Source organism: Ruegeria sp. BHSC026 (genome assembly GCF_059613065.1).
The window spans coordinates 116,036-142,349 of the sequence record NZ_JBXWRV010000005.1 but is presented as its reverse complement, the minus strand read 5'-3'; the positions used below and the strand labels follow the sequence as shown (position 1 = coordinate 142,349).

Genomic DNA, 26,314 nt, shown 5'->3' with positions numbered 1-26,314 from the left:
CTCTCACGAAAAATTCAGCCAAGCCCTCTGGCCCAGCGTCCGCCAACGTCATAGATTGCCGGCCGAAACAAAAGAGCAGTCATTCGTCAGGAGGCTCCGTTGACCAGCAAGATCACCCGCCGCTCGGCCCTTTTGGGCGTCGTGTCTGCCCTGGCCGCTCCGTCGGTGTTGCGCGCTCAAAGCCAGGATGCGTTCCCGCAGTCCGAGGAAGCGATCAGCGTGCAGCCGCCCGTGCGCCGGAACATCTCGTCCTTTTCGCAGCAAAACTGGCAGGACCATTTTGACGAAATCGGCGTCGGCTGCCTGCTGGCCGACATCACCAGCCGCGCGGTGCACTACTGGGGGCCGGACGGGACCTACAAGCTCTATCCCAGCTCGGTTCCGATGAGCGAGGAACTGACCAAGCGCGGCTATACCGAGGTGGTGCGCAAGGCGGAAAATCCCAGCTGGACCCCGACCTCGTCCATGCGCGAGCGCGACCCGACCCTGCCGCAGCGCGTCGAGGGCGGCGACCCAGGCAACCCGCTGGGCACCCGTGCCATGTATCTGTCATGGCCCGCCTATCTGGTTCACGGCACGCATGATACGCGCAAGATCGGGCGTCAAAGCTCGTCGGGCTGCATTGGCTTGTACAACCAGCATGTCGAGGAGCTGTATCCGATGGTCCAGATCGGCACACAGGTGCGGCTTTTGTGAATTGAAAAAGCCCCGGGCCGCGCAGGCACCGGGGCTTGTCTGCCTTGGTGAGTGGTAGCTTTATTCTGGCAGCAGAACCTTGTCGACCACGTGGATCACGCCATTGTTGGCCTCGATGTCGGCCTGCACAACATTTGCGCCGTCAACTTTGACGCCGTTCTTTGCGTTCACGCTCAGGCGGTCGCCCTGAACGGTCAGCACCTTCGCGCGCTTGCCGGCGATGTCCCCGGACATTACCTTGGCCGGGACGACGTGATAGGTCAGGATCGCAACCAGCTGATCCTTGTTCTCGGGTTGCAGCAGGCTCTCGACAGTGCCCTCGGGCAGAGCGGCAAATGCTTCGTCCGTAGGCGCGAACACGGTGAACGGGCCCTTGCCCTTCAGCGTGTCAACCAGACCGGCGGCCTGTACGGCTGCGACCAGCGTGTTGAACGAGCCGGCGGCAACCGCGGTATCCACGATGTCTGCGGCCTTGGCATTGATCGGCAGAGCCAAGGCGATGGCGGCGGCTGCGCCCATGAAAGTGCGACGGAACATGGCTGATGTCTCCTCTCCAGCGTGTTATGGAAAGGGGTACGGCGCTTCCGTGAAACCGGATCACGAAAAATTTCAGGCCCCGGCCCGTTGCACCCAGATGCTCTGCGCCCTGCCTTCCTTAAGAAACGGAAGCGCCTCGACCGCGTCGGGGCGGGCGCGTTGCAGGAAATACCCGGGCCAAAGCATTGAAAACGCACCCGATTGCAGCAGCGCGTGCAGCATGTACTGCTCGCCCCATCCGGGGCAATCATAGAAGAACCGCTTGGGGTATTCGTAGGGCAGAAAAACATCGTGCACATGGATCACCACCCCCGGCTTGAGGGTGGGTATGATCCGGCAGAACAGGTGCGCCACGTCGTTGCTCATCCGCACGACATGGCTGGAGTCGACGAACAAGACGTCGCCCGCCTCCAGTTCGGCGAACAGAGACGGGTCGACGTCCTCCAGCCGCTTCTGCTCGAACCGGTCGACCACATGGGCGATGTCGGCGCGGGGATAGGGGTCGATGGCCGTGAGTGTCGTGGCCAGCCCACCGTCGATGATCGCCTGCCGGGTCACACGGGTCGAGTTGCCGCAGCCGACCTCGATCACCCGTTCGGGGCGAAACCGCCGGATCATCAGATACAGCGCATCCGCGTCCGGGCTGTCATAATAACCGTTGCCGATGCGGTATCCGGTCTGGTTGCGGGCCGGGTCCTTCAGGGCCGCCAGCGCATCCTTGTGCGTGGCGTATTCGGCAACCAAGGTTCTGATGTCGAAATCCTGCATCCCCGGAGACAGGGCATAGGCCGGACGCTCCAGCCCGCCGGCCCGCTCGAAGGACTCGAGCCGCGCGCGCTCATCTCGTTCCGGCGCCTTGTCGATCAGCTTGACACCGAACCGGTCCAGAACGGCGTTCAGCTTGGGAAATTTCCTGGGTTTCACGGTGGCGGCTCCGGCTTGGCATTTGGCTGCGGGCTGCTTACCGCCGCAAGCGGTGTCAGCGCAAGGCGGATCACCACAAACCCTTGGCAAATTAAGAAATTGCGTATTCACTGATCCCGAATGGGAACAGGGAGGCCCCGCATGCAGCAGGATTTCACCGTCGGCATCGAAGAGGAATACCTGCTGGTCGACCGCGACAGCCTGCAACTGACCGAGGCGCCTGCCGCGCTGATGGAGACATGTCAGGCCGATTTCGAAGGCCAGGTCAGCCCGGAATTCCTGCAATGCCAGATCGAGGTCGGCACCCGCCCCCATGCCACGATCAAATCGGCGCGCGAGGATCTGAAACGCCTGCGGTCCTGCGTGGCCCGGCGCGCCGCCGAACACAACATGGCGCCGATCGCCGTGTCCTGCCACCCGTTCGCGGATTGGAAGGATCAGCACCACACGCGCAAGGAACGCTATGATAACTTGCAGCACGCCCTGGGCGGCGTGGCGCGGCGGATGCTGATCTGCGGCATGCATGTTCATGTGGGCGTCGAGGACAAGGCGCAGCGGGCCGACCTGATGCCGCAGCTCAGCTATTTCCTGCCGCACTTGCTGGCCCTGTCCGCCTCGTCCCCGTATTGGAGCGGGCGCGACACCGGGCTGTCTTCGTACCGGTTGACGGTGTTCGACAACCTGCCCCGCACCGGCCTGCCGCCTGTGTTCGGCAGTTGGGCAGAATATGAACGCACTACTGGGGTGCTGGTCGAGCTGGGGGTGATCGAGGACACCTCGAAGATCTGGTGGGACCTGCGCCCCTCGCACAGCTATCCGACTTTGGAAACGCGGATCATGGACGTGCAGCCGCGGTTGGAACACGCCCTGTCACTGGCGGCGCTGGTGCAGGCGCTGACCCGGATGCTGTGCCGACTGAAGGACCGCAACCTGCGCTGGCGGGTCTATGACCGGTTCCTGATCGGCGAGAACCGATGGCGTGCGCAGCGCTACGGCGTGGGCGAAGGTCTGATTGATTTCGGCGACCGGTCGATCAAGCCGATGCCCGAGCTGATGGGTGAGCTGATGGGCATGCTGGCCGAAGACGCCGAGGCCCTTGGCACGATGGCGGAGTTGGCGCAGTTGCGCCAGATTGCCGAAACGGGCACGTCGGCCACACGTCAACGGCGCGTACACGCCGAAGCCCAGGCCAGGGGCGATGACCCCGGCCAGGCGGTCGTGCGCCACCTGATCGAGGAATTCCACGCCGATCTCTGACCGTCAGACCGCCGCCAGAACCTTCTGGATGCGGGCGGCGACCGGCTCGTAAAGGTCGCGGTCTTTCCAGTAGCCGTTGTGCGACAGCGGGTTCCACGAGGTGAAGATCTTGCCCGCGTTGATCGGCAGGTCGCGTATGGCCTTGGATTGCACCAGCTGGGCATAGCTGGGCGCGATCTTGCCCAGCGGAAACCCAAGAACATCGTGCTTGTCGAAATAATTGTGCCACCAGGTACGGAACCGCAGCGCAGCAGACAGGGCCCGATTGGGCGGCTGGATCGGAAAAATGCCTGCCTCGGGATAGGCGAACAGAAAGATCGGTATGTTGCAGCCGAAGGTGATCAACCCGGCCACGGTTTCCATATTTTCGATCGGGGTCGCATGTTTGGGCGGGCCGCCGTTGCGCAGGTATCGCTGCGCGTCATAGATGTAGTTCGACATGATGTGACCGCCCAGCGAATGCGCCAGAATCAGAACCGGTGCCCGGTCGCTGATCTGGTGGCGCAGAACCTGCATCACCAGTTCCACCTTCTTGTGGATCTCGTCATAGGTCTTGTCGCTGGCATCCGGCGTCTGCCGGTACGAGGCCGCGTCCGACAGGTTGCACACCACGAACTCGCGCAGTTGATCATAGCCGGTGCTGCGCTTGATCTTGCGCAGATAGTCTTTCTGACGCTCCTGCAGGATCTGCGCCCAGACCACCTCGTGCCAGGCCACCTTGTTCATGTCCGCGCCGACCCGACGCGCCACCCGGCGGTGCAGGTCCTTCGAAAAGGTCGGCACCGAGGACGGCGGATGCGGCTTGCGGTACTGGCTGCCCATGCCGTGAATGACGACAACGGCCATCTTGTAGTTCGGCATAATACGCTCCGTATTAATTCCTGAATGAAAGACCCCATCATATCAGCCTTCGGCGCATGACCCAAATAAAGGTCCAAGCGGGTCATGGGGTTTGCCCCGCGTGAAAAAATTCTGTAAGGATTGAGCAATAAATAAACAGTCGTTCAATTCACGTCGCCACAAGGGGGAGACCGGCCATGGATTTCGCGCTGACCGAGGAACAGACGGCCATTTTCGATATGGCCTATGCGTTCGGGCAAGAACAGATCGCACCTTTCGCCCGCCAGTGGGAGGCCGAGGGCACCATCCCCAAGGATCTTTGGCCCAAGGTCGGCGAACTGGGCTTTGGCGGGCTGTATGTGTCCGAGGAGAGCGGCGGCTCTGGACTGACCCGACTGGACGCCACGTTGGTGTTCGAGGCGCTGTCGATGGCTTGTCCCTCGGTCGCGGCCTTTTTGTCGATCCACAACATGTGCGCCAAGATGTTGGACACCTTTGCCAGCGACGAATTGAAATCGCGCATCATGCCCGACGTTCTAAGCCTGAACACGGTTCTTAGCTATTGTCTAACCGAACCGGGCTCGGGCTCGGACGCGGCAGCGCTCAAGACGCGGGCCGAGCGCACAAACGAGGGCTATACGCTGAACGGCACCAAGGCCTTCATCTCGGGCGGCGGCTATTCCGATGCCTATGTCTGCATGGTCCGCACCGGCGGCGACGGGCCCAAGGGAATCTCGACCGTCTATGTCGAGGACGGCACACCAGGCCTCAGCTTTGGGGCGCTGGAACAGAAGATGGGCTGGAAAAGCCAGCCCACCGCGCAGGTCCAGTTCGACGACTGCAAGATCCCGGCCGAAAACCTTGTCGGGACCGAGGGCGACGGGTTCAAATACGCCATGATGGGCTTGGACGGCGGGCGCCTGAACATCGCCTCATGCTCGCTGGGTGCGGCCCAGGCGGGGCTGGACATGACGCTGCAGTACATGTCCGAACGCAAGGCCTTCGGCCAGACGATCGACCAGTTCCAGGCCCTGCAGTTCCGGCTGGCGGACATGGAGATCGAACTGCAAGCGGCCCGCACCTTCTTACGTCAGGCGGCATGGAAGCTGGATCAGGGCGCGCCCGACGCCACAAAATTCTGCGCGATGGCCAAGAAGTTCGTGACCGAGACCGGATCGAAAGTGGTCGATCAGTGCCTGCAGTTGCATGGTGGTTACGGCTATCTGGCCGATTACGGCATCGAAAAGCTTGTGCGCGATCTGCGGGTGCATCAAATTCTGGAAGGCACGAACGAGATCATGCGCGTGATCGTTGCCCGCCAACTGCTCGCCCATCGCTGAGGTTTCCATGTCCGATATCGACATCCGCACCACGGGCCGTGCCGGCCGGATCACCCTGACCCGGCCCAAGGCCCTGAATGCGCTGAGCTACGAGATGTGCATGGCCATCGACACCGCCCTGCGCAATTGGCGCGAGGATGACGAGGTCGATCTGGTCATCCTTGATGCCGAGGGCGAAAAGGCCTTTTGCGCGGGCGGAGACATTGCCGAGTTGTACGCAACGGGCACAAAGGGCGACTATGCCTATGGGCAGAAGTTCTGGCGCGATGAATACCGCCTGAACGCGATGATCTTCGAATATCCCAAGCCGGTGGTCAGCTTCCTTCAGGGCTTTACCATGGGCGGTGGCGTCGGCATCGGCTGTCACGGGACGCACCGGATCGTCGGCGAAAGCTCGAAGATCGCGATGCCCGAATGCTCGATCGGGCTGGTGCCGGATGTGGGCGGGTCGCTGCTGCTGGCGCTGGCGCCGGGGCGGCTGGGCGAATATCTAGGCGTCACCGGCGCGCGCATGGGTCCAGGCGACGCGATCTATGCCGGTTTCGCCGACCATTTCATCCCGCAGGACCAATGGCCTGACATGATCGAGATGCTCGAGGCCTCGGGCCAGGCCGACCTGTTGGCCGAACACGCCGCCCCTGCCCCTGATCGCACCTTGCCGCAGGACGAGATCGACCGTTTCTTCGGCGGTGAAACCCTGGGCGACGTTCTGACCGACCTGCGCAATGGCGAGACCGAATTCACCCGCGGCGCGCTCGAGGCGATGGGCCGCAATTCGCCGCTGTCGATGGCGTGTGCGATCGAGATGCTGCACCGCCTGCGCGGTCCTGCCCTGACCATGCGCAAGGCGCTGGAGCTGGAATACCGCTTTACCTTCCGGTCGATGGAGCATGGCGACTTTCTCGAAGGCATCCGGGCGCAGATCATCGACAAGGACCGCAACCCGAAATGGCAGTTTGCGGACATGAACGTGCCGGCCACGGCGGTATCACGGATGCTGATGCCGCTGGGCGCGGACACGCTGACATTCGAGGAGGAGTGAAACATGAAGATCGGATTCATTGGCCTGGGCAACATGGGTGCGCCGATGGCGGCCAATCTGGCCAAGGCCGGTCAAGACGTGACCGGGTTCGACACCGCGGGCGTGTCGGTCGAGGGCGTGACCAAGGCCGAAACGGCCACTGATGCGGTCCGCGGCGCCGAGGCGGTCATCACCATGCTGCCCAATGGCGACATCCTGCGCGCGGTGGCCGATCAGATCATTCCGCATATGGAAAAAGGGACGGTTTTCATCGACTGCTCGACCGTCGATGTGGACAGCGCCCGCGCCGTGGCGGATCAGGCCGAACATGCCGGGCTTCTGGCCGTTGACGCACCCGTTTCGGGCGGAATAGGCGGCGCGGCCGCAGGCACGCTGACCTTCATGGCCGGCGGCTCGAACGCGGCCTTTGCCAAGGCGGCCCCGCTGTTCGACATCATGGGCCAGAAGGCGGTGCATTGCGGCGCGGCGGGCGCCGGTCAGGCCGCCAAGATCTGCAACAACATGATCCTGGGCGTCACCATGATCGCCACTTGCGAGGCCTTTGCCTTGGCCGACAAGCTGGGCCTGGACCGGCAGAAGATGTTCGACGTGGTCAGCACCTCGTCGGGCTACAGCTGGACAATGAACGCCTATTGCCCCGCCCCCGGTGTCGGGCCGCAAAGCCCCGCCGACAACGGCTACAAGCCCGGTTTCGCTGCCGAGCTGATGCTCAAGGACCTGCGGCTCAGCCAGCAGGCCGCCGAAAGCGCCGATGCGGACACGCCGATGGGCCAGATCGCCACAGCCCTGTACGAACAGTTCGTCGAATCCGAAGACGGCAAGGGCATGGATTTCTCGGCCATGCTGCCCCGGTTCGAAAAGCGCGGCCGCAGTTGAGCTTTGGGCGGCATTTCGCCACCCAGGGCTTGCACTTCGGGCGGGCATTCCAAAATACTGGGAAACGCGGCATGACGGCGCGACGAACCGAGGGGAACCGCCCATGAAGACACTGTTGCATATTGCACTGCTTGCCGGCCTGTCACTGACCCCGGTCGCGACGCTGGCTGACAACGGCAAAGGCAAGGGAAAGAACAAGGACACGTTCTCGGTCGAGCGCGTGGCCCCGCAGAAGGGCGCAAAATCCGTTGCCAATTGTCCACCCGGGCTCGCCAAGAAGGCCGTGCCCTGCGTCCCGCCCGGACAGGTCAAGAATCGGTACAAGGTCGGCGATCGGATCGACCGCGATTATGTCTGGATCGACGATCCGTACCGCTATGGTCTGAAACGCGGCGGCAACTACGTTCGCGCGGGCGACTACGTCTACAGCATCGACCCCGATACGCGCAAAGTGCTGAACCTGATCGGCGCGGTGGCGGATATTCTGTACTGACGCGCAGGCAGCCTATTCGGCCGCCACGCGTTCGGGGTTCAGCATCGGTTTGAGGTATCGCCCGGTGTGGCTGCGCTCGCATTCGGCGACCTCTTCCGGGGTGCCGACGGCCACGATCTCGCCGCCGCCATCGCCACCCTCGGGGCCGATGTCGATGATCCAGTCGGCTGTTTTCACAACGTCCAGATTGTGTTCGATCACCACGACCGTGTTGCCTTGGTCGACCAATTCATGCAGCACTTCCAACAGCTTGCGCACGTCTTCGAAATGCAGGCCGGTGGTGGGCTCGTCCAGAATATACAGCGTGCGCCCGGTGGATCGCTTGGACAGTTCCTTCGACAGCTTGACTCGCTGCGCCTCGCCGCCCGACAGGGTCGTGGCCTGCTGGCCGACCTTGATGTAGCCCAGCCCGACCCGCGCCAGAGCATCCATCTTGTCGCGGATCGCCGGAACCGCCTTGAAGAACTCCTGTGCATCTTCGACCGTCATGTCCAGCACGTCGGCGATGGACTTGCCCTTGAACTTGATCTCGAGCGTCTCGCGGTTGTAGCGCGCGCCCTTGCAGGTCTCACAGGTGACATAGACGTCGGGCAGGAAATGCATCTCGATCTTGATGACACCGTCGCCTTGGCAGGCCTCGCAGCGCCCGCCCTTGACGTTGAAGCTGAACCGCCCGGGCTTGTAGCCCCGCGCCTTGGCCTCGGGGAGACCGGCGAACCAGTCGCGGATCGGGGTGAAGGCGCCGGTATAGGTGGCCGGGTTCGACCGTGGCGTGCGTCCGATAGGCCGTTGGTCGATGTCGATCACCTTGTCCAGATGTTCCAGCCCCTTGATCGTTTCGCAGGGCGCAGGCGTGTGACGCGCGCCGTTCAGACGCATCGAGGCAGTCTTGAACAGCGTCTCGATTGTCAGGGTCGACTTGCCGCCGCCCGACACCCCGGTCACGCAGACGAACTTGCCCAGCGGAAACTCGGCCGTCACGTCTTTGAGGTTGTTGCCTGAAGCCTTTACAACCGTTACCTTTTTCTTGTTCCCCTTGCGCCGCTCGGCGGGCACCGGAATTTCCCGCACCCCCGACAGATACTGCCCCGTGATCGAGGCCGCATCGGCCGCGATCTGCTCGGGCGTGCCGTGACTGACCACCTGTCCGCCATGCACGCCGGCACCGGGGCCGATGTCGAACACATAGTCAGCCTCGCGGATGGCTTCCTCGTCATGTTCGACGACGATCACGGTATTGCCCTGATCGCGCAGGTTCTTCAGCGTGCCCAAAAGGCGGTCATTGTCGCGCTGATGCAGCCCGATCGAGGGTTCGTCCAGCACGTAAAGCACACCGGTCAAGCCCGAGCCAATCTGGCTAGCCAGCCGGATGCGCTGGCTTTCGCCCCCTGACAGGGTGCCACTTGAACGAGAGAGCGTAAGGTATTCCAAACCAACGTTATTCAGGAATCCCAACCGTTCGCGGATTTCTTTCAAAATGGCGCGCGCAATCTCGTTTTTCTGGGCGCTCAGATGGTTCGGCGCGTCCTTGACCCAGGCCAGAGCTTCTTTGATCGACATTTCGACCACCTGGCCGACATGCAGCCCAGCGATCTTGACGGCCAACGCCTCGGGGCGCAAGCGGTAGCCCTCGCATGTGTGGCACGGCCGGTTGTTCTGATACCGTTCGAATTCCTCGCGGATCCACGCGCTGTCGGTTTCGCGATAGCGGCGCTCCATGTTCGGGATCACGCCTTCAAAGCTGCGGGTCACTTGATAGACCCGTCCGCCCTCGTCATAGCGAAACTGGATTTCATCATCGCCCGAGCCATACAGAAACACTTGCCGCACATGCGCCGGAAGGTCCTTCCACGGTGTGTTCTTGTCGAACTCATAGTGGCGCGCAATCGCCTCGATCGTCTGCAGGAAATAGGGCGACTTGCCTTTGCGCCACGGGGCAAGCGCGCCGTCATACAGTTTCAGCGTCTGATCGGGCACCACAAGCCGTTCGTCAAAAAACAGCTCGACCCCCAGCCCGTCGCAATCCGGGCAGGCACCAAAGGGCGCGTTGAACGAAAACAGGCGCGGTTCGATCTCGGGGATGGTGAACCCACTGACCGGGCAGGCAAAGTTCTCGGAAAACGTAATACGCTCGGGCTCTCCCTCGCGCGGAGCGGTCTCCAGAATCGCGATGCCATCGGCCAGATCCAACGCGGTGCGCAGGCTGTCGGCCAGGCGGGTCTCCATCCCCTCGCGCACGACGATGCGGTCAACGACCACGTCGATGTCATGGCGGAACTTCTTGTCCAGCGTCGGCGGCTCGTCCAGCTCGTAGAACTGGCCATCGACCTTGACGCGCTGGAACCCCTGCTTGCGCAGTTCCAGAAACTCTTTCTTGTACTCGCCCTTGCGGTCGCGAACGATGGGCGCAAGCAGATAGCCGCGGGTGCCCTCCTCCATCGCCATGATCCGGTCGACCATGTCCTGCACCTGCTGGGCTTCGATCGGCAAACCGGTGGCGGGGCTGTAGGGCGTTCCTGCGCGCGCGAACAGCAGGCGCAGATAATCATATATTTCGGTGACGGTTCCCACGGTCGATCGCGGGTTTTTGGACGTGGTCTTCTGCTCGATCGAGATCGCTGGGGACAGGCCGCTGATGTGATCCACATCAGGCTTTTCCATCATGTCCAGAAACTGGCGCGCATAAGCCGACAGGCTTTCGACATAGCGGCGCTGGCCCTCGGCATAGATCGTATCGAACGCCAGAGACGACTTGCCCGACCCAGACAGACCCGTGATGACAACCAGCTGATCGCGCGGAATGTCCACGTCGATGTTTTTCAGGTTGTGCTCGCGCGCGCCGCGCACCTCGATATTCTTCAGCTCAGCCATTCAGGCCCCCAACACACAAGTGCCCTAGAGATAGGCGAGCGATGCCGAGTCTCCAACCAAAAAATCAGAACAAAGTGTGAACGCGCGACTTTTCTCCGATATCCGCATTCATGCCAGCAAGACAAAACCCAAAACCGTTTGTGCTTCAGGGGAAATACCTGCGACTTCACTTGAAGAAATGGCGCGGTTGACGGGGCTCGAACCCGCGACCCCCGGCGTGACAGGCCGGTACTCTAACCAACTGAGCTACAACCGCGCATTAGGGTCTATGTCGATCCGTTTACCCGGATCAAAGGCTTGCAGCGATGGCGCGGTTGACGGGGCTCGAACCCGCGACCCCCGGCGTGACAGGCCGGTACTCTAACCAACTGAGCTACAACCGCCCGCTGCCCGTTCAGTGCTGAACGTTGGGGTGTATTATGGCCCTGCCCCGGCGTCGTCAAGCGGGGTTTTGAAGTTTTTTTCGAGAACGAACGATTTTGTTCGATCCACCGCATCGAACGGGCCAAGCGCGCGCAATACGCTCCAACTACACGTATCTAATTAGCGCTCGCGAGGGTTGTTTACGACATCACGTTCATATTTCACGGTCAAAATTATAGTTATGAATGCAAGAAATGAACGCTCTAGAAAACGCGGCTAAAATGATGCCCCACTTGAAAAAATCATGATTTTGCCTTGCTCCGACTAATCTGACCGTTCATGATTTGTAGTCAGTCGGCAAGCCGGTCTGGGCGATCAGAGCTGCCATATTCGTCTCAACCCCGAGCGTCCTTGATTATTCGTCCAAAGACCAAAACTGTTAGGAACAGAAAGCAGCAATAAAACCAATGGCAATTGCAAGACCAACCACGCCCGGAACGAACCCGACCGGGAATCCATTTCTCGACAGCCTGATCTGGGGCTCATCCTGGGGCGGAAGCACGATTACCTTTTCCTTCGACAATGGAACTGTCGGCGACCGGGGCTTTACCAGCGCCATGAAAAGCGCCGTGCGCATGGCCTTCAATACGATCGAGAAGATCATCCCCGTCACCTTTCTGGAACGGCCGTTCCTGACCCCCGTCGGGCAAGTGGCCGAGGTGAATGTCATTTATGCCCTGACCAGCGTGGATACCTTGGGCGGCGCCGTCGGCTTTCACGAAGTACCTGGTGAGACACCGTATCTTGCCAATTATGGGCTGAACACACTGATCGGTGCCTTCGGGTTCGATTCGCCGATCTTCACGGCACCTGGCTTGAAGAAGGGAGGCGAAGGATTCGCGACCATTCTGCACGAGATCCTGCACGGGCTTGGCCTTGCGCATCCGCATGACAACGGCGGAGGATCGTCGACTTTTCCCGGCGTTACCGCAGCGTTCGATGACTATGGCAACCACGGCCAAAATCAGGGCATTTATACGATCATGTCCTACAATTCGGGGTATGCGGAAAAGCTGCCGTTGAAAAGCTATGCTTACGGCAGCACCGCTACGCCGATGGCTTTGGACATCGCTGCACTGCAGACGATCTATGGCACCACCGCGCACAAAAACGGCAACAACGTGTACGACCTGCGCGACGTGAACGGCGCCGGCACCTATTGGTCGTGCATCTGGGATACCGGCGGCGTCGACACGATCTCGGCTGCCGGTCTGAATCGGAACACCGTCATCAACCTGAATGATGCGGATCTTTCTGGCTCGGATGCCGGAGGTGTTCCGTCTTATGCCGGCGGAATTCGCGGCGGGTATACCATTGCAAACACGGTCGTGATCGAAAACGCGATCGGCGGCAACAGATCCGACCGAATTCTGGGCAACGAAGCCGCCAACCGCCTGGAAGGCCGAGCGGGTAATGACATTCTCTATGGACGGGGCGGCAGCGACGTTCTGCTCGGTTCGCACGGGAACGACACGCTGTCGGGAGACAATGGATCGGACCGCATGATCGGTGGGAACGGAAACGACAGTTTCGTGGCGAAGGTGGGCGACGGCGATGACGTGATCAACGGCGGCAACAACTCGGACTGGATCCGATTTGTCGGATCCGTTGGCGCAACCGTCAATCTGTCGAATTCGACGCGGCAGGATACCGGCTATGGCATGGATACGGTCGTAGATGTCGAGAACGCAAGTGGCACCGGGGCCGCCGATGACTTCACCGGGTCGGCCGACGCCAACGTGCTGAATGGTGGCAGCGGAAACGACTCTCTGTCCGGGCTCGGCGGCAATGATCGGCTGAACGGCGGAAACCACAACGACACGCTGATCGGCGGCGGAGGACGCGACACGTTGAATGGCGGGAACGGCGCCGACGCGATCTTCGGTGGCGCCGGGTTGGACATCATGACCGGCGGCGCCGGAGCCGATACCTTCGTATTCCTGACCGCGCGGGAAAGTACCGCATCGACCCGTCGCACGGACAAGATCAAGGATTTCCGCTCCGGGCAGGACAAGATCGACCTGAGCGCAATCGATGCCAGCACAGTTTTCGACGGCGATGATGTGTTTGTCTTTCGGGGGCAAAAGCCGTTCGGCCTGTCGAACCAAGGCGAGGTCTATTTCGAGAAAGTCAACGCGCCCGGCAGCACAAATGATCGCACCTATGTCTATCTTGACACTGATGGCGACCGGGCGCCTGAAATGGTGATCGAACTGACGGGCTTGCACAATCTGACCGCAGGCGACTTTATTTTGTGATCGCACGCCGCACGGCAGAGGGCCAGTTTTGCCGCCCTTTGCCCTGCGGGAACATCAGTGGATGTGACGCCCTAAAGACCTGCCCGCGGCCACCGGTGACAGAGGGTCGGCCGCTTGAGGGCCCGACTCTTCTTACCTTTTTTCCCCGCTCGGGAAGACCAGAAAATTTTTCCTCGAACCGGCTTGAAGCCGGTTCGCAGACACTGTAGAGAGCGATCCGACGGGTGATTAGCTCAGTGGTAGAGCGCTTCGTTCACATCGAAGATGTCAGGAGTTCGAATCTCTTATCACCCACCATTCTCTCTCTTTTTTTGCGACCATCTGCCTGAACCCTGCTAGCAGGCATGCGCCGCAATGGTTCGACACTGCCGCCGGTGAGCGGCATGAAAAAAAGGGCGGGATGAAACCCGCCCTTTCAAGATTTCTTACGCAGTCCGGTCAGTGCGCCGTGGCGACCGGGGTGCCGCCATCAACGGCCTTGGCTGCGGCTGCCGAGGCCTCCTCGGCGGCCTCGTCCCATTCGATCGGCTCGGGTTTGCGCACCAGCGCACGTTCCAGAACCTCGGACACGTGCTTGACCGGGATGATCTCCAGCCCTTCCTTCACGTTGTTCGGGATGTCGGCCAGATCCTTCTCGTTCTCTTCGGGAATCAGCACCGTCTTGATGCCACCCCTCAGAGCCGCGAGCAGTTTCTCCTTCAACCCGCCGATCGGCATAGCGTTGCCGCGCAGCGAAACCTCGCCGGTCATGGCGATATCCTTGCGGACCGGAATGCCGGTCAGGACCGACACGATCGAGGTCACCATCGCCAGGCCGGCGCTGGGGCCATCCTTTGGCGTCGCGCCGTCAGGCACGTGCACGTGGATGTCGATCTTGTCGAACTGCGGCGGCTTCACACCGATCTCGGGCGCGATCGAGCGCACATAGGACGAAGCGGCGTCGATGGATTCCTTCATCACTTCGCCCAGCTTGCCCGTGGTCTTCATGCGGCCCTTGCCTGGCAGCTTCAGCGCCTCGATATGCAGCAGATCGCCGCCGACCGAGGTCCAGGCCAGACCGGTCACCACGCCCACCTGATCGTCCTGTTCAGCCAGACCATAGCGGTACTTGGGCACGCCCAGGAATTCGTGCAGGTTTTCGGCGGTCACGGTCACGGACTCGGATTCCTTCTTGATGATCCGGGTCAGCGCTTTGCGCGCCACCTTGGCGATTTCGCGTTCCAGGTTCCGCACGCCCGCCTCGCGGGTATAGAACCGGATGATCGCAGTCAGCGCCTCGTCCGTCAGTTCGAATTCCTTGGTCTTCAGGCCATGGTTCTTGACCTGCTTTGGGATCAGGTGGCGCTTGGCGATCTCGCGCTTTTCGTCCTCGGTATAGCCGGCCAGCGGAATGATCTCCATCCGGTCCAGCAGCGGACCAGGCATGTTGTAGCTGTTGGACGTAGTCAGAAACATAACGTTCGACAGGTCATATTCGACCTCAAGGTAGTGGTCCATGAACGTGCTGTTCTGTTCCGGGTCCAGCACCTCGAGCATGGCCGAGGCCGGATCACCACGGAAGTCCTGCCCCATCTTGTCGATTTCATCGAGCAGGATGAGCGGGTTCGTGGTTTTCGCCTTTTTCAGCGCCTGGATGATCTTGCCGGGCATCGAGCCGATATAGGTCCGACGGTGGCCGCGGATCTCGGATTCGTCGCGCACCCCACCCAATGAGATGCGGATAAACTCGCGCCCCGTAGCCTTGGCGACCGATTTGCCCAGCGAGGTTTTACCCACGCCCGGAGGGCCGACAAGGCACATGATCGGGCCTTTCAGCTTCTTCGAACGTTGTTGCACCGCGAGATATTCGACGATCCGCTCCTTGACCTTTTCAAGGCCATAATGATCGGCATCCAAGATCTCTTGCGCGCGGCTGAGGTCTTTCTTGACCCGCGACTTGGTGCCCCACGGCAGCGACAGCAACCAGTCGAGATAGTTCCGAACCACCGTCGCTTCGGCCGACATCGGGCTCATGTTGCGCAGCTTCTTGAGCTCGGCCTCAGCCTTTTCGCGGGCTTCCTTCGACAGCTTGGTCTCGGCGATCTTGGCTTCCAGTTCGGCGATCTCGTTCGCGCCGTCCTCGCCATCTCCCAACTCTTTCTGAATGGCCTTCATCTGCTCATTCAGGTAATACTCGCGCTGGGTCTTCTCCATCTGCGACTTGACGCGGGTCTTGATCTTCTTCTCGACTTGAAGAACCGACATCTCGCCCTGCATCAGGCCATAGACCTTCTCGAGCCGCTCGCTGATGCTGAGCGTTTCCAGCAGGTCCTGTTTCTGTTCGACCTCGATGCCCAGATGGCCCGAAACCAGATCGGCCAGCTTGGCTGGGTCGGTGGTGTCGCTGACCGCGGTCAAGGCTTCTTCGGGGATGTTCTTACGGACTTTGGCGTAACGCTCAAATTCATCCGAAACGGTGCGCACCAGTGCCTGGGTCGTGGTCACGTCGCCAGGAATTTCATTCAGGTATTCGGCGCGGGCTTCGAAGAACTCGACGTTGTCCACGAATTCGGTGATCCGCACGCGCGCCTGACCTTCGACCAGAACCTTTACGGTTCCGTCGGGCAGCTTCAACAGCTGCAGCACATTGGCCAGCACACCGGTGCGATAGATTCCATCCGTATCCGGATCATCGACCGCTGGGTCGATCTGGCTGGACAGCAAAATCTGCTTGTCGTCCTGCATCACCTCTTCCAGCGCGCGCACCGATTTTTCACGGCCCACGAACAGCGGCACGATCATGTGCGGAAACACAACGATGTCGCGCAGCGGCAGGACGGGGTATGAGGAATTAAGAGGCTCTTGCATGCTCTATCCTTATCATTGGCAAGACGGCACTGACCCCTGTCGCAGGCAGCCCTTGGCCATCTCCTTCATTCGACGATAAAGGTGGGGCGCGGATCGCCCGGTTTCAACCTTTTCGCCGTACCTGTCCGAACACAATGACCTGACGCTGACGCGACTGCAAGGCATCAGCTGAGGCCCGATGCAGTTTTGGTCGCACGTGCATCAGATCGTATCAGAGCGGCTCGATGTCGCCCTGCGCCCGTTGCGCGTGGAACTCTGCCTGCCACACTTCGAATGAGCCTTCAGCGATCGCGTCCCGCATACCCTGCATGATTTCCTGGAAATAGTGCAGGTTGTGCCAGGTCAGCAGCATGCCCGAAATCATCTCGTTGGCGCGGAACACATGGTGCAGATAAGCACGCGAATAATTCGAGCAGGCCGGGCAAGTGCACTGTTCATCCAGCGGGCGCGGATCGTCGGCGTGGCGGGCATTCTTGATGTTTACCACGCCGCGGCGGGTGAACACCTGGCCCGTCCGCCCCGAGCGCGACGGCAGCACGCAATCCATCATGTCGATCCCGCGCGCCACGGCGCCCACGATGTCATCGGGCTTGCCCACGCCCATCAGATAGCGTGGTTTGTCGGTGGGCAGGAAATCGGGCGCATAATCCAGACAGCCGAACATGGCCTCCTGCCCTTCGCCCACGGCCAGGCCGCCAACGGCATAGCCGTCGACCCCGATGGCCTTCAGGGCCTCGGCGCTTTCCTCGCGCAGGTCCCGCTCCAACCCGCCCTGCATGATGCCGAACAGCGCGTGGCCGGGCCGATCGCCGAACGCCTCGCGGGACCGTTCGGCCCATCGCATCGACAGGCGCATCGACTCGGCGATCCGGTCGCGGTCGGCAGGCAAGGCGGGGCATTCATCAAAGCACATGACGATGTCCGACCCCAGCAGGCGCTGGATCTCCATCGACCGCTCAGGTGTCAGCTCGTGCTTCGATCCGTCGATATGCGATTTGAAGGTCACGCCCTTTTCGGTGAGCTTGCGCAGGCCGGCCAGCGACATGACCTGAAACCCGCCCGAGTCGGTCAGAATCGGCCGGTGCCAGTTCATGAACTTGTGCAGGCCGCCCAAACGGTCGATCCGTTCGGCCGTGGGCCGCAGCATCAGGTGATAGGTGTTGCCCAGCAGGATGTCGGCGCCGGTCGCCCGCACGCTTTCGGGCATCATAGCCTTGACCGTCGCGGCCGTGCCCACGGGCATGAAGGCCGGCGTGCGCACCTCGCCCCGCGGCGTGTGGATCACGCCGGTGCGGGCCTTGCCGTCGGTGGCCTTCAGTTCGAATGAAAAACGCTCGGTCATGTCATCGCCTCGGGTCGCTGAACCGGGCAGGCTTTGCCCGATCGACGCGCGCAATGCAACCCGTCAGGGCAATGCCGCAACCCTTTGCGTGAACAGATCGACGACCTGATCGCCGTTCACGTCGGTGCATACCAGTACCGGCGGCCGCGACGGATCGGGCCGGGTCGCGCCCCGCGCCTCGCCATCCAGCGCGACCCGCAAACCGGTTTCGTGCAGGCTGAACATCGACCGGTGCGAACAGGCAATGACGGCGGTCGAGTCGTGCAGGCCGCAACCGTCCAACCCCGCCACCTCGCGGTAGAAGTTCAGGTAGAACCGGGAAATGTCACGCAGGAACCCACCTGTTTCCGGGGCGCTTTGGGCCAGCGTCTCGAAATCATCGGCCCGGTACAGCGTTTTCAGCGTGACATCCAACCCCACCAGAACCGTCGGCGCCGGGGTCGAGAACACCTCGTCCGCCGCCACCGGATCGTGAAAGATGTTGGCCTCGGCATGGGCATTGATGTTGCCGGGGCAGAACACTGCCCCGCCCATGATGACCAACTGCCCGATATTGCCTGCAAATTCCGGGTCCAGCCGCATCGCGTCGGCAATGTTGGTCAACGGCCCAACCGCGCAGACCGTCAGGTCCTTGCCGTGCCGGCGCGCCATCTCCACCAGGAAGTCCGCCGCCGGCAGATCGTGGTTTTGCCCGATCTCGGGTATCTGGGTCAGGTCACCAAACCCCTCGTTGCCGTGAACGTGCCGCGATGGCACATGACCGTCGGCGCCACGCGCGACGCCGGCCCCCAAGGCAACCGGAACGTCCAACCTCAGCCGGTGCGCAAGATAGCGGGCGTTGCGGCTGGATTGTTCCACATGCGTGTTGCCGAATACCGTGGTCAACCCCACCAGGTCGAATTCCGGCGCAGCGGCGGCATAGGCGATGGCCATCGCGTCGTCGATGCCCGGGTCGGTGTCGATGATCAGTTTCATCCCGCCCCGATAGCGCAATCAGTTGCGGATGCAAAGCAGTCACAGACCGGAATTTCGGCATTGCCCCGCGAATATCCGGCATGGGATTCCACTGCCGTTCCCGCCATACCAGAGTTGAAATCATGGGACTCAATCCCCAAATGTATACAATCGTACACAATAAAAGAGGACAGATATGACCGAAGACCAGATTATCGGACTGCTTTCATCCAACATCATTTACCTTCTGGCGGCCGTTCTGGTCGTCGTCGTCATCCTGAAGGGCATCAAGATCGTTCCGCAATCCGAAAAATATGTGGTCGAACGGTTTGGGCGCCTGCATTCGGTGCTGGGCCCCGGCATCAATTTCATCGTGCCGTTCCTGGACGTAGCGCGCCACAAGATCTCGATTCTGGAACGCCAGCTTCCCAACGCCACGCAGGACGCCATCACCAAGGACAACGTTCTGGTGCAGATTGACACATCTGTCTTCTACCGCATTCTGGAACCCGAAAAGACCGTGTACCGCATCCGTGATGTCGATGGCGCCATCGCCACCACTGTGGCGGGCATCGTGCGCGCCGAGATCGGCAAGATGGATCTGGACGAGGTTCAGTCGAACCGCGCGCAGCTGATCGAACGTATCCAGGAAAGCGTGGAAACCGCCGTTGATGACTGGGGCATAGAGGTGACCCGGGCCGAAATTCTGGACGTGAACCTTGATCAGGCCACCCGCGACGCCATGCTGCAGCAGTTGAACGCCGAGCGCGCCCGTCGCGCCCAGGTGACCGAGGCCGAGGGCCAGAAGCGCGCCGTTGAGCTGCAGGCCGACGCCGAGCTTTATGCCGCCGAGCAGGCCGCCAAGGCGCGCCGTGTGCAGGCCGAAGCCGAGGCCTTTGCCACCGAGGTGGTCGCCAAAGCGATTCAGGCCAACGGTCTGGAAGCGGCCCAGTACCAGGTTGCCCTGAAACAGGTCGAAGCCCTGAACGCCCTGGGCAAAGGCAGTGGCAGCCAGACGATCGTGGTGCCCGCCAATGCGCTCGAGGCCTTCGGCAATGCCTTCAACATGTTGAAAGGGGGGAAATGATGGCTGACCCGTTCTGGCTGACCTGGTGGCTCTGGCTGGCGGCGGCGCTGGTTCTGGGCATCCTCGAAGTCGCCCTGCCCGGTTTCATCTTCCTGGGTTTCGCGATCGGCGCCGCCATCACGGGACTGCTTCTGGCGATCCCCGGCATTGGGCCGGACCTGGCCGTGCTGCTGCTGATCTTTGCGGTGCTGTCGCTGATCGCGTGGCTGATCCTGCGGCGCATGTTCGCTCTGCCGCACGGACAAGTGAAGACCTTTGACAAGGATATCAACGAATGACCACGATGGCGCCCCTTTCCCGGGCGCCATCCGCCTCTGGACGCTGGCGGCGGCTTTCCCTATATAATCGCTCAGGTAACAACCCGAGGCATCCATGACCCACCCAAGCGAACAGTTGGAAGGCACCCCTTTGATCGCGCCTTCTACGGTCGAGCACCCTCTGTACGAGTCCGTGGTCGAGGCCTGCCGGACCGTCTATGACCCTGAAATTCCCGTGAACATATATGATCTGGGTCTGATCTACACGATCGAGATCAGCGATGACAACGGGGTCAAGGTCATCATGACACTGACCGCTCCGGGGTGCCCCGTGGCGGGCGACATGCCGGGCTGGGTAGTCGAGGCGATCGAGCCGGTGGCCGGGGTCAAGGAGGTGGACGTCGAACTGACCTGGGAGCCGCCCTGGGGCATGGAAATGATGTCGGACGAGGCCCGCCTGGAATTGGGCTTCATGTAACGCCGCAAGTCCGGGGTCGTCCTGGCACCCGGCATCGCGATCGCTCTTTGCCAGCGCTCATTTCAGGTCACAGGTTGCCTTGATCTCGGCGGCACGGGCGTCCAATTTATCGACATCTTCGCCCGACAACATCTTCAGCCTTTTCTGCTCGGCCCCCGCGACCAACCCGAGCAAGGCGCCGGCCGGCGTGATGGCCAGAATGCTTTAGGCCTGCTGCGCCCGGGCATGTTTCCGTTCGGCGGCAATGGCTCTCAGATCGCCCTCGGCGGTGGTGCAATCGACCGGATGCTTGGCCGGATCACCCATGGCCGGCGAGGCGGACAGGGCAGCGACGACGCCGCACAGGATCCGTTTGAATGAGGATCGTGTCATTTCCAGGCCTCCTGTCCAAAAGCGGTGGCGCGGTCACACCGAACCACCTTCAGCACATAGGGATGCTCGCCACGGGCAATCTCGGTCATGGGCGAGGCGCGCCCGGCAGAAAAAGACACGAAACCACTGGGCCGGCTTGAGCCTTGCCCTCGGCCACCCTAGATTATGAACAACGCGCGAATACGGAGAGCATGATGTTTGGCATTCCCGGCAAGCAAGCCGTGACGATGACCCCGAAAGCGGCCGAGCAGATCGTTCGGCTGATGAAGTCGGGCGGCCATGCCGGCCTGCGCATTGGCGTCAAAAAGGGCGGATGCGCAGGCATGGAATACACGATGGAATATGTCGATCAGGCCGACCCGAATGACGAGGTCGTCGAACAGGACGGCGCCCGGGTGATGATTGCGCCCATGGCACAGATGTTCCTGTTCGGCACGGAAATCGACTATGAAACCTCGCTGCTGGAATCGGGGTTTAAATTCAAGAATCCTAACGTGGTCGATGCCTGCGGCTGCGGCGAATCGATCAAGTTCGACGAGTCGCTGGCCCAGCAGGGCTAAGGTTTCTGTTTCAGGTGCAGATAGGTTTCCTGAAAGCGCCGGGTCAGATGTTCCCCGGCGCTGATCGTCCGGCCTGAACCAGGCGGTGCGACATTGATGTCGTAGGACGGGTTGAAGAACAGCGGAACCGAGATCCGCTCGTCCCGGCCGCCCCTGACACGGTGCATGGTGGCCTTGACGCGCCCGGCGGTCCAGAATTCCAGCATTTCCCCGAAATTGATGATGAAGGTGCCGGGGACAGCCTGCACCGGTTGCCATTCGCCCCCGGGCATCTGAACCTCGAGCCCGGGCTGGCCGTCGGTGGCCAGAAGGGTCAGACAGCCATAGTCGGTATGCGCGGCGATTCCGAAATCCTTGTCACCCGCCCAGTCCGGGCGCTGGGGGTAATAGTTGCCGCGCAGCAAGGCCATCGGCGTATCGAATGCTCGGTCGAAGCTGTTTGCATCCCGCCCCATGGCGCAGGCAATGGCCCGAAGGATACGCATCGCCACGGCACAGGCGTCCGCGTAATAGGCTTGGATGACAGCGCGAAATTCGGGCGGCTGCGTGGGCCACAAGTTCGGCGCATAGACGCTCAGCCCCCGGCCCTGATACGGGTTTCCCGGCGGCAATTCGAACCCGCAATCGAATACTTCCTTGTAATCGGGGTTGGCGTCCGGGTCGACCTGCTCGGACCCGGGCGCGCCCCAGCCGCGGTTCGCACCCGTGCGCGCCATGTCCACCGCCTGCTTTTCCGCGCGCGGCAGGTGAAAGAACGCGCGGTAGGTATCGATGACGGAACGCACGCGATCTGCGGTCAAACCGGTATTGGAGACGGTCAGAAACCCGACCCGCTGCGCAGCATCGGCAAGGCGCGTCAGGTCCTCGGGCGCGCGGTGGTCCAGTTTCGTAAGATCAAGGTCGTCAATCATCATGTTACCGTTCGAATTGACCTCTTCAGAGTGGCGGCGAACCCGGTGCTCTGCAACCGGAATTGTCACGCCCGACCAGCGGTGCTAACTGGGATGCGACCATATTTGCATCAACGACCGCGGAGGACCCGACATGCGACGCAAGCTGGCGGCAGGCAACTGGAAGATGAACGGAACCGGGGCCGCGCTGTCCGAGTTGCAAACGCTGAAGCAAAGCCACCCCGCGCCCACGGTCGACATCCTGATCTGCCCACCGGCCACCCTGGTCCACCGCGCGGCGCAGACGGTCGGGGGTGGCATCGCCATCGGCGGTCAGGACTGCCATGCCGAACGCTCTGGCGCGCATACGGGCGACATCAGCGCCGAGATGCTGAAGGACGCGGGTGCGACCCATGTAATACTGGGGCATTCCGAGCGGCGCGAGGACCACGGCGAACAGGATGAGGACGTGCGCGCCAAGGCCCGCGCGGCCATGGATACCGGACTGATCGCCATCATCTGCGTCGGCGAAAGCCTCGAGCAGCGCGAGGCAGCCAATACGCTGGACATCATCGGCGGGCAACTGTCGGGGTCGGTGCCCGACCAGTCGACCGGCGAAAACCTGGTGATCGCCTACGAGCCGATCTGGGCCATCGGCACCGGCAAGGTCCCGACGCTTGACGAGATCGGCGAGGTTCACGACTTCATCCGCGCCCGGCTTGAACGGCGGTTCGGCGAGGGCGTGGGGCGGTCGGTGCGGTTGCTGTACGGCGGCTCGGTAAAACCGGCCAATGCGGCCGAGATCTTCGGCGTGTCGAACGTGGATGGCGCGCTGGTCGGCGGGGCCAGCCTGAAGGCCCGCGATTTCTCGGGCATCATCTCGGCGCTCGAACAGGCCTGACCCGTCCAATGCCACATGGATGCCGGCCTGGCCGTGCGATCACCTGAAACCCGGGACCGGAACCATGAAAGTCTGTGTCATCTGCATGAAATGGGGCGATGTCTATGGCCCCGAATACGTCAACCTGTTGTACCGGTCGGTTCAGGACAACCTGTCGATCGAGCATGACTTCATCTGCATTTCCGATGATTTCACGGGGCTCGAGCCCGGCATCAAACGGCAGCCCTTTGCCTTTCCCCAGTTGGACCGCCCGCTGTGGACGCATGGAAAATGGCCCAAGCTGCAGATGTTCGACCGCCGGATCGTCGGCCAGTACGATGCGGCGCTGTTTCTGGACCTCGACCTGCTGATCACCGGCGATCTCGGTCCGCTGTTTCAGATCACGCTGGACAAGGGCGGGCTGTATCTGATGCCCAAATTCCGCGGCTTCGTCTGGCGGATGATTCCGGCTGGTGTCTGGGATCTTGTGCCGTGGCTGATGAACAAGGTCACCCGTGGCAATTCATCCGTGGTGGGCTTTGTCCCGTCCCAGCAATATCACCTATTCGACGACTTCGACGGCGACACCCATCTGCCGAAATACGAAAACGACCAGAACTATATCTCGGCCCTAGCCTACAAGCGTCGGTGTTTCCCCAAGAACTGGTGCATCGGACTGATTCATCTGGTGCCCTACTGGCCGTTCGGCCTGGTCTACAAACCCTACCGAAACCTGCCGCAGCGCCCCAAGATCGTGATCTTCAATGGCCGGCCCAATCCCGATGAACTTGTCAACGATGACATCGGATCTTGGGGCGCACGGCGGCGGCGGGGCTACGGGGGCATCCGGTGGGTCGCGGACTATCTGGCGAAATACGGCAACCCGGCCTGAGGGACCCGAACCGGCGCACCGGTTCGGATCGGATCTTTTCCGCTAGTTCGTTATGATCTCGGGGCCCATGAAGGTGTTCGGTAACACCGTCGAGATCCACGGGATGTAGGTGACCATGATCAGGAACACGAACAGCACCGCCAAGAAGGGCAGCGCGGCGCGGACCACGCTCATCATCGGCATGCCTGCGACGCCCGAGGTGACGAACAGGTTCAGACCGACGGGCGGCGTAATCATCCCGATCTCCATGTTGACCACCATGATGATCCCTAGGTGAATCGGGTCGATGCCCAGTTCGATGGCGATCGGGAACACCAAGGGCGCCACGATGACCAGCAGCCCCGAGGGCTCCATAAACTGACCGCCGATCAGCAGGATCACGTTCACCACGATCAGGAAGGTCACCGGCCCCAGCCCCGCTGACAACATCGCGTTGGCGATATGCTGCGGCACCTGCTCGTCGGTCAGAACATGCTTGAGGATCAGTGCGTTGGCGATCACGAACAGCAGCGTCACCGTCAGCTTGCCGGCCTCGAACAACGTGTGCTTGGTGTCCGCATGGAAGAACGCGGTGATCAAGGCATGGGGCTTTTTCAGCAGCGACATATTCTGTTCGCCATCGGCCGTGCGTAGCGGTCCCATGTCCTTGTAGACGAAGCTGGCGATGAAGAAGGCGTAGACAGCCGCCACCGCCGCGGCCTCGGTCGGGGTAAAGATCCCGCCGTAGATGCCGCCCAGGATGATGACGATCAGGAACAGGCCCCAGGCCGCCTCGCGCGCCGATTCAAAGATCTCGCCCCAGCCTAGCCAGTCGCCCTTGGGCAGGTTCTTGACCTTGGCCATAACATAGATCGTCACCATCAGCATCAGTCCTGCCATCAGGCCCGGGATCACGCCGGCCAGGAACATCCGGCCCACCGACACTTCGACGGCGGCGGCATAGACGACCATCACGATCGACGGCGGGATCAGGATGCCCAGCGTACCCGCGTTGCAGATCACCCCCGCGGCGAATTCTTTCGAATAGCCCACCTGCCGCATCCCGGCGATCACGATCGACCCGATGGCAACCACTGTTGCGGGCGACGAACCCGACAAGGCCGCGAATAGCATACACGCAAACACGCCAGCAATCGCCAGACCGCCCGGCAGGTGTCCGACGCAGGCGATGGAAAAACGGATGATCCGCCGCGCCACCCCGCCCGTCGTCATGAAGGACGAGGCCAGGATAAAGAACGGGATCGCCAGCAGGGTGAAATGCCCCTCGAAGGCTTCGAACAGCGTTGCGGCGACCGAGGCCAGCGAGCTGTCGGAATAGATCAGCAGGAACAGGGTCGAGCTGAGGCCGAGCGCCACCGCGATCGGCACGCCGATCAGCAGCAGCCCCACGACCATCGAGAAAAGAAAGACAACGTCCATCAGTCATGCTCTCCCTGCTGGGCCCGGACTTCTTCGATTTCGTCCTCGACTTCGTGACTGGCTACAAGACGGTCGGTTTCACCGCGCCAGATCTGCACGCCCACCTGGGCGAATCGGATCACCAACAGCAGCATGGAAACCGGCAGCACCAGATAAGGCACGACTTTGGGAAGTTTTTCGTAATGTTCGCCATAGTTTATGAGGTCTTCCAGGAAGCGCAGCGGCGCGACCATGGGGATGTCGTCGACCTCATAGAAACTCTGGCTGCGGGCCGAAAAGTCGAAGCCTGTGGGGAACCAGCGCCCCGAGGTCGGCGGCAGGTCGGCAAATACGGCCCAATAGTCGTAGGCCCCTTTCAGCATCAGCAGCGAGAAGATCAAACAGAAGCCAACGGATACCAGCGCCATGATCCGGCGCGGCCCAGGCGCCAGCATGTTCAGGATCGCATCCACACCCAGATGGGCGTGCTTCTTGACCGCGTACGACGCTCCCAGCAGAACCAGCCATCCAAAGGCGAACACGGTCAGTTCCAGCGCCCACAGGATGTTGGAATTGAAGACGAAGCGCGCGATTACGTTGGCGAAGGTCACCACGGTCATCAAACCAAGCAACGCCGCGATCAGGGTTTCTTCGATATGGTCGACCAGCCCGGTCGGGCCGGATTTCGCACCAGACATCTTTCTGTCCCCACGTTTTTTTCATTGAGAGAATTAGTGGCGGGCCGTCGGGCCCGCCCTGCCCGTCCCTCGGCACCGCGCAGGTTGCCAAGGGGTCGGGCG

The 26,314-nt window shown here is 61.5% G+C and carries 24 protein-coding genes and 3 tRNA genes; 14 read left to right on the top strand and 13 right to left on the bottom strand.

Annotated elements, in window-relative coordinates; translation table 11 throughout:
- Window positions 1-99 precede the first annotated feature (99 nt).
- Window positions 100-696 carry a L,D-transpeptidase gene (locus AC2FME_RS08515; RefSeq protein WP_496679835.1) on the top strand — a complete coding sequence of 199 codons (597 nt, stop codon included), beginning with the start codon at window positions 100-102 and terminating at the stop codon, window positions 694-696.
- A 60-nt stretch (window positions 697-756) separates the two neighbouring features.
- Here the strand turns inward: AC2FME_RS08515 and AC2FME_RS08510 are convergent, their stop codons facing one another.
- Together AC2FME_RS08510 and AC2FME_RS08505 are read right to left on the bottom strand one after the other, a co-directional pair.
- Window positions 757-1,233, bottom strand: coding sequence for a fasciclin domain-containing protein (locus AC2FME_RS08510; protein ID WP_496800189.1), 477 nt, complete (start codon window positions 1,231-1,233; stop codon window positions 757-759).
- Between the two features lie 72 nt (window positions 1,234-1,305).
- Window positions 1,306-2,157 (bottom strand): class I SAM-dependent methyltransferase, encoded by an 852-nt coding sequence (locus tag AC2FME_RS08505; protein ID WP_496800188.1) that lies wholly within the window; start codon window positions 2,155-2,157, stop codon window positions 1,306-1,308.
- Between the two features lie 141 nt (window positions 2,158-2,298).
- On the opposite strand from AC2FME_RS08505, the gene AC2FME_RS08500 reads away from it, so the two are divergent.
- Window positions 2,299-3,414: a carboxylate-amine ligase gene (locus tag AC2FME_RS08500; RefSeq protein ID WP_496800187.1), complete on the top strand. Its 1,116-nt coding sequence runs from the start codon at window positions 2,299-2,301 to the stop codon at window positions 3,412-3,414.
- Between the two features lie 3 nt (window positions 3,415-3,417).
- Here the strand turns inward: AC2FME_RS08500 and AC2FME_RS08495 are convergent, their stop codons facing one another.
- Entirely contained in the window at window positions 3,418-4,275 is an 858-nt protein-coding gene (locus AC2FME_RS08495; RefSeq protein WP_496800186.1) for a hypothetical protein, read from the bottom strand.
- 176 nt (window positions 4,276-4,451) lie between these two features.
- Between AC2FME_RS08495 and AC2FME_RS08490 the strand changes: the two genes are divergently transcribed.
- From AC2FME_RS08490 to AC2FME_RS08475, 4 genes are all read left to right on the top strand, one after another.
- The gene (locus AC2FME_RS08490) at window positions 4,452-5,594 is read left to right on the top strand and encodes an acyl-CoA dehydrogenase family protein (RefSeq protein ID WP_496679827.1); all 1,143 of its coding nucleotides are present in this window, start codon (window positions 4,452-4,454) and stop codon (window positions 5,592-5,594) included.
- A gap of 7 nt (window positions 5,595-5,601) precedes the next feature.
- The gene (locus AC2FME_RS08485; protein ID WP_496800185.1) at window positions 5,602-6,636 is read left to right on the top strand and encodes an enoyl-CoA hydratase/isomerase family protein; all 1,035 of its coding nucleotides are present in this window, start codon (window positions 5,602-5,604) and stop codon (window positions 6,634-6,636) included.
- A gap of 3 nt (window positions 6,637-6,639) precedes the next feature.
- A complete protein-coding gene (gene mmsB, locus AC2FME_RS08480; protein ID WP_496800184.1) occupies window positions 6,640-7,512 on the top strand; it encodes a 3-hydroxyisobutyrate dehydrogenase in 873 nt (290 codons plus the stop codon).
- 103 nt (window positions 7,513-7,615) lie between these two features.
- Window positions 7,616-8,005, top strand: coding sequence for a hypothetical protein (locus AC2FME_RS08475; protein WP_496741292.1), 390 nt, complete (start codon window positions 7,616-7,618; stop codon window positions 8,003-8,005).
- A 12-nt stretch (window positions 8,006-8,017) separates the two neighbouring features.
- Here the strand turns inward: AC2FME_RS08475 and uvrA are convergent, their stop codons facing one another.
- The 3 genes from uvrA to AC2FME_RS08460 all read right to left on the bottom strand — a co-directional run bounded on the left by uvrA (window position 8,018) and on the right by AC2FME_RS08460 (window position 11,259).
- Entirely contained in the window at window positions 8,018-10,876 is a 2,859-nt protein-coding gene (gene uvrA / locus AC2FME_RS08470; RefSeq protein ID WP_496800183.1) for an excinuclease ABC subunit UvrA, read from the bottom strand.
- A gap of 179 nt (window positions 10,877-11,055) precedes the next feature.
- A tRNA-Asp gene (locus AC2FME_RS08465) sits at window positions 11,056-11,132 on the bottom strand.
- 50 nt (window positions 11,133-11,182) lie between these two features.
- Window positions 11,183-11,259 (bottom strand) — tRNA-Asp (locus AC2FME_RS08460).
- A gap of 447 nt (window positions 11,260-11,706) precedes the next feature.
- Between AC2FME_RS08460 and AC2FME_RS08455 the strand changes: the two genes are divergently transcribed.
- Window positions 11,707-13,557 carry a M10 family metallopeptidase C-terminal domain-containing protein gene (locus AC2FME_RS08455; protein WP_496800182.1) on the top strand — a complete coding sequence of 617 codons (1,851 nt, stop codon included), beginning with the start codon at window positions 11,707-11,709 and terminating at the stop codon, window positions 13,555-13,557.
- 222 nt (window positions 13,558-13,779) lie between these two features.
- Window positions 13,780-13,854: transfer RNA gene (locus AC2FME_RS08450), tRNA-Val, on the top strand.
- A gap of 141 nt (window positions 13,855-13,995) precedes the next feature.
- Here the strand turns inward: AC2FME_RS08450 and lon are convergent.
- The 3 genes from lon to AC2FME_RS08435 form a co-directional block, all read right to left on the bottom strand.
- Window positions 13,996-16,404, bottom strand: coding sequence for an endopeptidase La (lon, locus tag AC2FME_RS08445; protein ID WP_496800181.1), 2,409 nt, complete (start codon window positions 16,402-16,404; stop codon window positions 13,996-13,998).
- 211 nt (window positions 16,405-16,615) lie between these two features.
- Entirely contained in the window at window positions 16,616-17,746 is a 1,131-nt protein-coding gene (gene tgt, locus AC2FME_RS08440) for a tRNA guanosine(34) transglycosylase Tgt (RefSeq protein WP_496800180.1), read from the bottom strand.
- A 63-nt stretch (window positions 17,747-17,809) separates the two neighbouring features.
- Complete coding sequence (locus tag AC2FME_RS08435) at window positions 17,810-18,721, bottom strand: nucleoside hydrolase (RefSeq protein WP_496800179.1); 912 nt, start codon at window positions 18,719-18,721, stop codon at window positions 17,810-17,812.
- A 175-nt stretch (window positions 18,722-18,896) separates the two neighbouring features.
- Between AC2FME_RS08435 and AC2FME_RS08430 the strand changes: the two genes are divergently transcribed.
- The 3 genes from AC2FME_RS08430 (at window position 18,897) to AC2FME_RS08420 (ending at window position 20,522) form a co-directional block, all read left to right on the top strand.
- Window positions 18,897-19,787 (top strand): SPFH domain-containing protein, encoded by an 891-nt coding sequence (locus tag AC2FME_RS08430; RefSeq protein WP_496679807.1) that lies wholly within the window; start codon window positions 18,897-18,899, stop codon window positions 19,785-19,787.
- Window positions 19,787-20,065: an NfeD family protein gene (locus tag AC2FME_RS08425; protein ID WP_496679805.1), complete on the top strand. Its 279-nt coding sequence runs from the start codon at window positions 19,787-19,789 to the stop codon at window positions 20,063-20,065. The genes AC2FME_RS08430 and AC2FME_RS08425 overlap by 1 nt, the downstream gene beginning before the upstream one ends.
- 94 nt (window positions 20,066-20,159) lie before the next feature.
- Window positions 20,160-20,522, top strand: coding sequence for an SUF system Fe-S cluster assembly protein (locus AC2FME_RS08420; protein ID WP_496800178.1), 363 nt, complete (start codon window positions 20,160-20,162; stop codon window positions 20,520-20,522).
- A 204-nt stretch (window positions 20,523-20,726) separates the two neighbouring features.
- Here AC2FME_RS08420 and AC2FME_RS08415 read toward each other — a convergent pair whose 3' ends face one another.
- Entirely contained in the window at window positions 20,727-20,894 is a 168-nt protein-coding gene (locus tag AC2FME_RS08415; RefSeq protein ID WP_496800177.1) for a hypothetical protein, read from the bottom strand.
- Between the two features lie 194 nt (window positions 20,895-21,088).
- Here AC2FME_RS08415 and AC2FME_RS08410 point away from each other — a divergent pair, with 194 nt between their 5' ends.
- Window positions 21,089-21,454, top strand: a complete 366-nt coding sequence (locus AC2FME_RS08410; RefSeq protein WP_149775221.1) for a HesB/IscA family protein — start codon at window positions 21,089-21,091, stop codon at window positions 21,452-21,454.
- Here the strand turns inward: AC2FME_RS08410 and AC2FME_RS08405 are convergent.
- On the bottom strand, window positions 21,451-22,365 hold the full coding sequence (locus tag AC2FME_RS08405; protein WP_496800176.1) for an isopenicillin N synthase family dioxygenase: 915 nt from the start codon (window positions 22,363-22,365) through the stop codon (window positions 21,451-21,453). The genes AC2FME_RS08410 and AC2FME_RS08405 overlap by 4 nt on opposite strands.
- A 133-nt stretch (window positions 22,366-22,498) precedes the next feature.
- Between AC2FME_RS08405 and tpiA the strand changes: the two genes are divergently transcribed.
- A complete protein-coding gene (gene tpiA / locus AC2FME_RS08400; protein WP_496800175.1) occupies window positions 22,499-23,245 on the top strand; it encodes a triose-phosphate isomerase in 747 nt (248 codons plus the stop codon).
- Between the two features lie 64 nt (window positions 23,246-23,309).
- Window positions 23,310-24,116 (top strand): hypothetical protein, encoded by an 807-nt coding sequence (locus tag AC2FME_RS08395; RefSeq protein WP_496800174.1) that lies wholly within the window; start codon window positions 23,310-23,312, stop codon window positions 24,114-24,116.
- 42 nt (window positions 24,117-24,158) lie between these two features.
- Here the strand turns inward: AC2FME_RS08395 and AC2FME_RS08390 are convergent, their stop codons facing one another.
- A complete protein-coding gene (locus tag AC2FME_RS08390; protein WP_496688260.1) occupies window positions 24,159-25,535 on the bottom strand; it encodes a TRAP transporter large permease in 1,377 nt (458 codons plus the stop codon).
- The gene (locus AC2FME_RS08385; protein WP_496679794.1) at window positions 25,535-26,212 is read right to left on the bottom strand and encodes a TRAP transporter small permease; all 678 of its coding nucleotides are present in this window, start codon (window positions 26,210-26,212) and stop codon (window positions 25,535-25,537) included. The genes AC2FME_RS08390 and AC2FME_RS08385 overlap by 1 nt, the downstream gene beginning before the upstream one ends.
- Window positions 26,213-26,314 lie beyond the last annotated feature (102 nt).

Bases quoted from the DNA above. Each gene is read 5' to 3' on its own strand.
- AC2FME_RS08510 (WP_496800189.1), bottom strand. From the start codon at position 1,233: ATGTTCCGTCGCACTTTCATGGGCGCAGCCGCCGCCATCGCCTTGGCT.
- AC2FME_RS08500 (WP_496800187.1), top strand. From the start codon at position 2,299: ATGCAGCAGGATTTCACCGTCGGCATCGAAGAGGAATACCTGCTGGTC.
- AC2FME_RS08495 (WP_496800186.1), bottom strand. From the start codon at position 4,275: ATGCCGAACTACAAGATGGCCGTTGTCGTCATTCACGGCATGGGCAGC.
- AC2FME_RS08490 (WP_496679827.1), top strand. From the start codon at position 4,452: ATGGATTTCGCGCTGACCGAGGAACAGACGGCCATTTTCGATATGGCC.
- AC2FME_RS08485 (WP_496800185.1), top strand. From the start codon at position 5,602: ATGTCCGATATCGACATCCGCACCACGGGCCGTGCCGGCCGGATCACC.
- mmsB (WP_496800184.1), top strand. From the start codon at position 6,640: ATGAAGATCGGATTCATTGGCCTGGGCAACATGGGTGCGCCGATGGCG.
- AC2FME_RS08475 (WP_496741292.1), top strand. From the start codon at position 7,616: ATGAAGACACTGTTGCATATTGCACTGCTTGCCGGCCTGTCACTGACC.
- uvrA (WP_496800183.1), bottom strand. From the start codon at position 10,876: ATGGCTGAGCTGAAGAATATCGAGGTGCGCGGCGCGCGCGAGCACAAC.
- AC2FME_RS08455 (WP_496800182.1), top strand. From the start codon at position 11,707: ATGGCAATTGCAAGACCAACCACGCCCGGAACGAACCCGACCGGGAAT.
- lon (WP_496800181.1), bottom strand. From the start codon at position 16,404: ATGCAAGAGCCTCTTAATTCCTCATACCCCGTCCTGCCGCTGCGCGAC.
- tgt (WP_496800180.1), bottom strand. From the start codon at position 17,746: ATGACCGAGCGTTTTTCATTCGAACTGAAGGCCACCGACGGCAAGGCC.
- AC2FME_RS08435 (WP_496800179.1), bottom strand. From the start codon at position 18,721: ATGAAACTGATCATCGACACCGACCCGGGCATCGACGACGCGATGGCC.
- AC2FME_RS08430 (WP_496679807.1), top strand. From the start codon at position 18,897: ATGACCGAAGACCAGATTATCGGACTGCTTTCATCCAACATCATTTAC.
- AC2FME_RS08425 (WP_496679805.1), top strand. From the start codon at position 19,787: ATGGCTGACCCGTTCTGGCTGACCTGGTGGCTCTGGCTGGCGGCGGCG.
- AC2FME_RS08420 (WP_496800178.1), top strand. From the start codon at position 20,160: ATGACCCACCCAAGCGAACAGTTGGAAGGCACCCCTTTGATCGCGCCT.
- AC2FME_RS08415 (WP_496800177.1), bottom strand. From the start codon at position 20,894: ATGACACGATCCTCATTCAAACGGATCCTGTGCGGCGTCGTCGCTGCC.
- AC2FME_RS08410 (WP_149775221.1), top strand. From the start codon at position 21,089: ATGTTTGGCATTCCCGGCAAGCAAGCCGTGACGATGACCCCGAAAGCG.
- AC2FME_RS08405 (WP_496800176.1), bottom strand. From the start codon at position 22,365: ATGATTGACGACCTTGATCTTACGAAACTGGACCACCGCGCGCCCGAG.
- tpiA (WP_496800175.1), top strand. From the start codon at position 22,499: ATGCGACGCAAGCTGGCGGCAGGCAACTGGAAGATGAACGGAACCGGG.
- AC2FME_RS08395 (WP_496800174.1), top strand. From the start codon at position 23,310: ATGAAAGTCTGTGTCATCTGCATGAAATGGGGCGATGTCTATGGCCCC.
- AC2FME_RS08390 (WP_496688260.1), bottom strand. From the start codon at position 25,535: ATGGACGTTGTCTTTCTTTTCTCGATGGTCGTGGGGCTGCTGCTGATC.
- AC2FME_RS08385 (WP_496679794.1), bottom strand. From the start codon at position 26,212: ATGTCTGGTGCGAAATCCGGCCCGACCGGGCTGGTCGACCATATCGAA.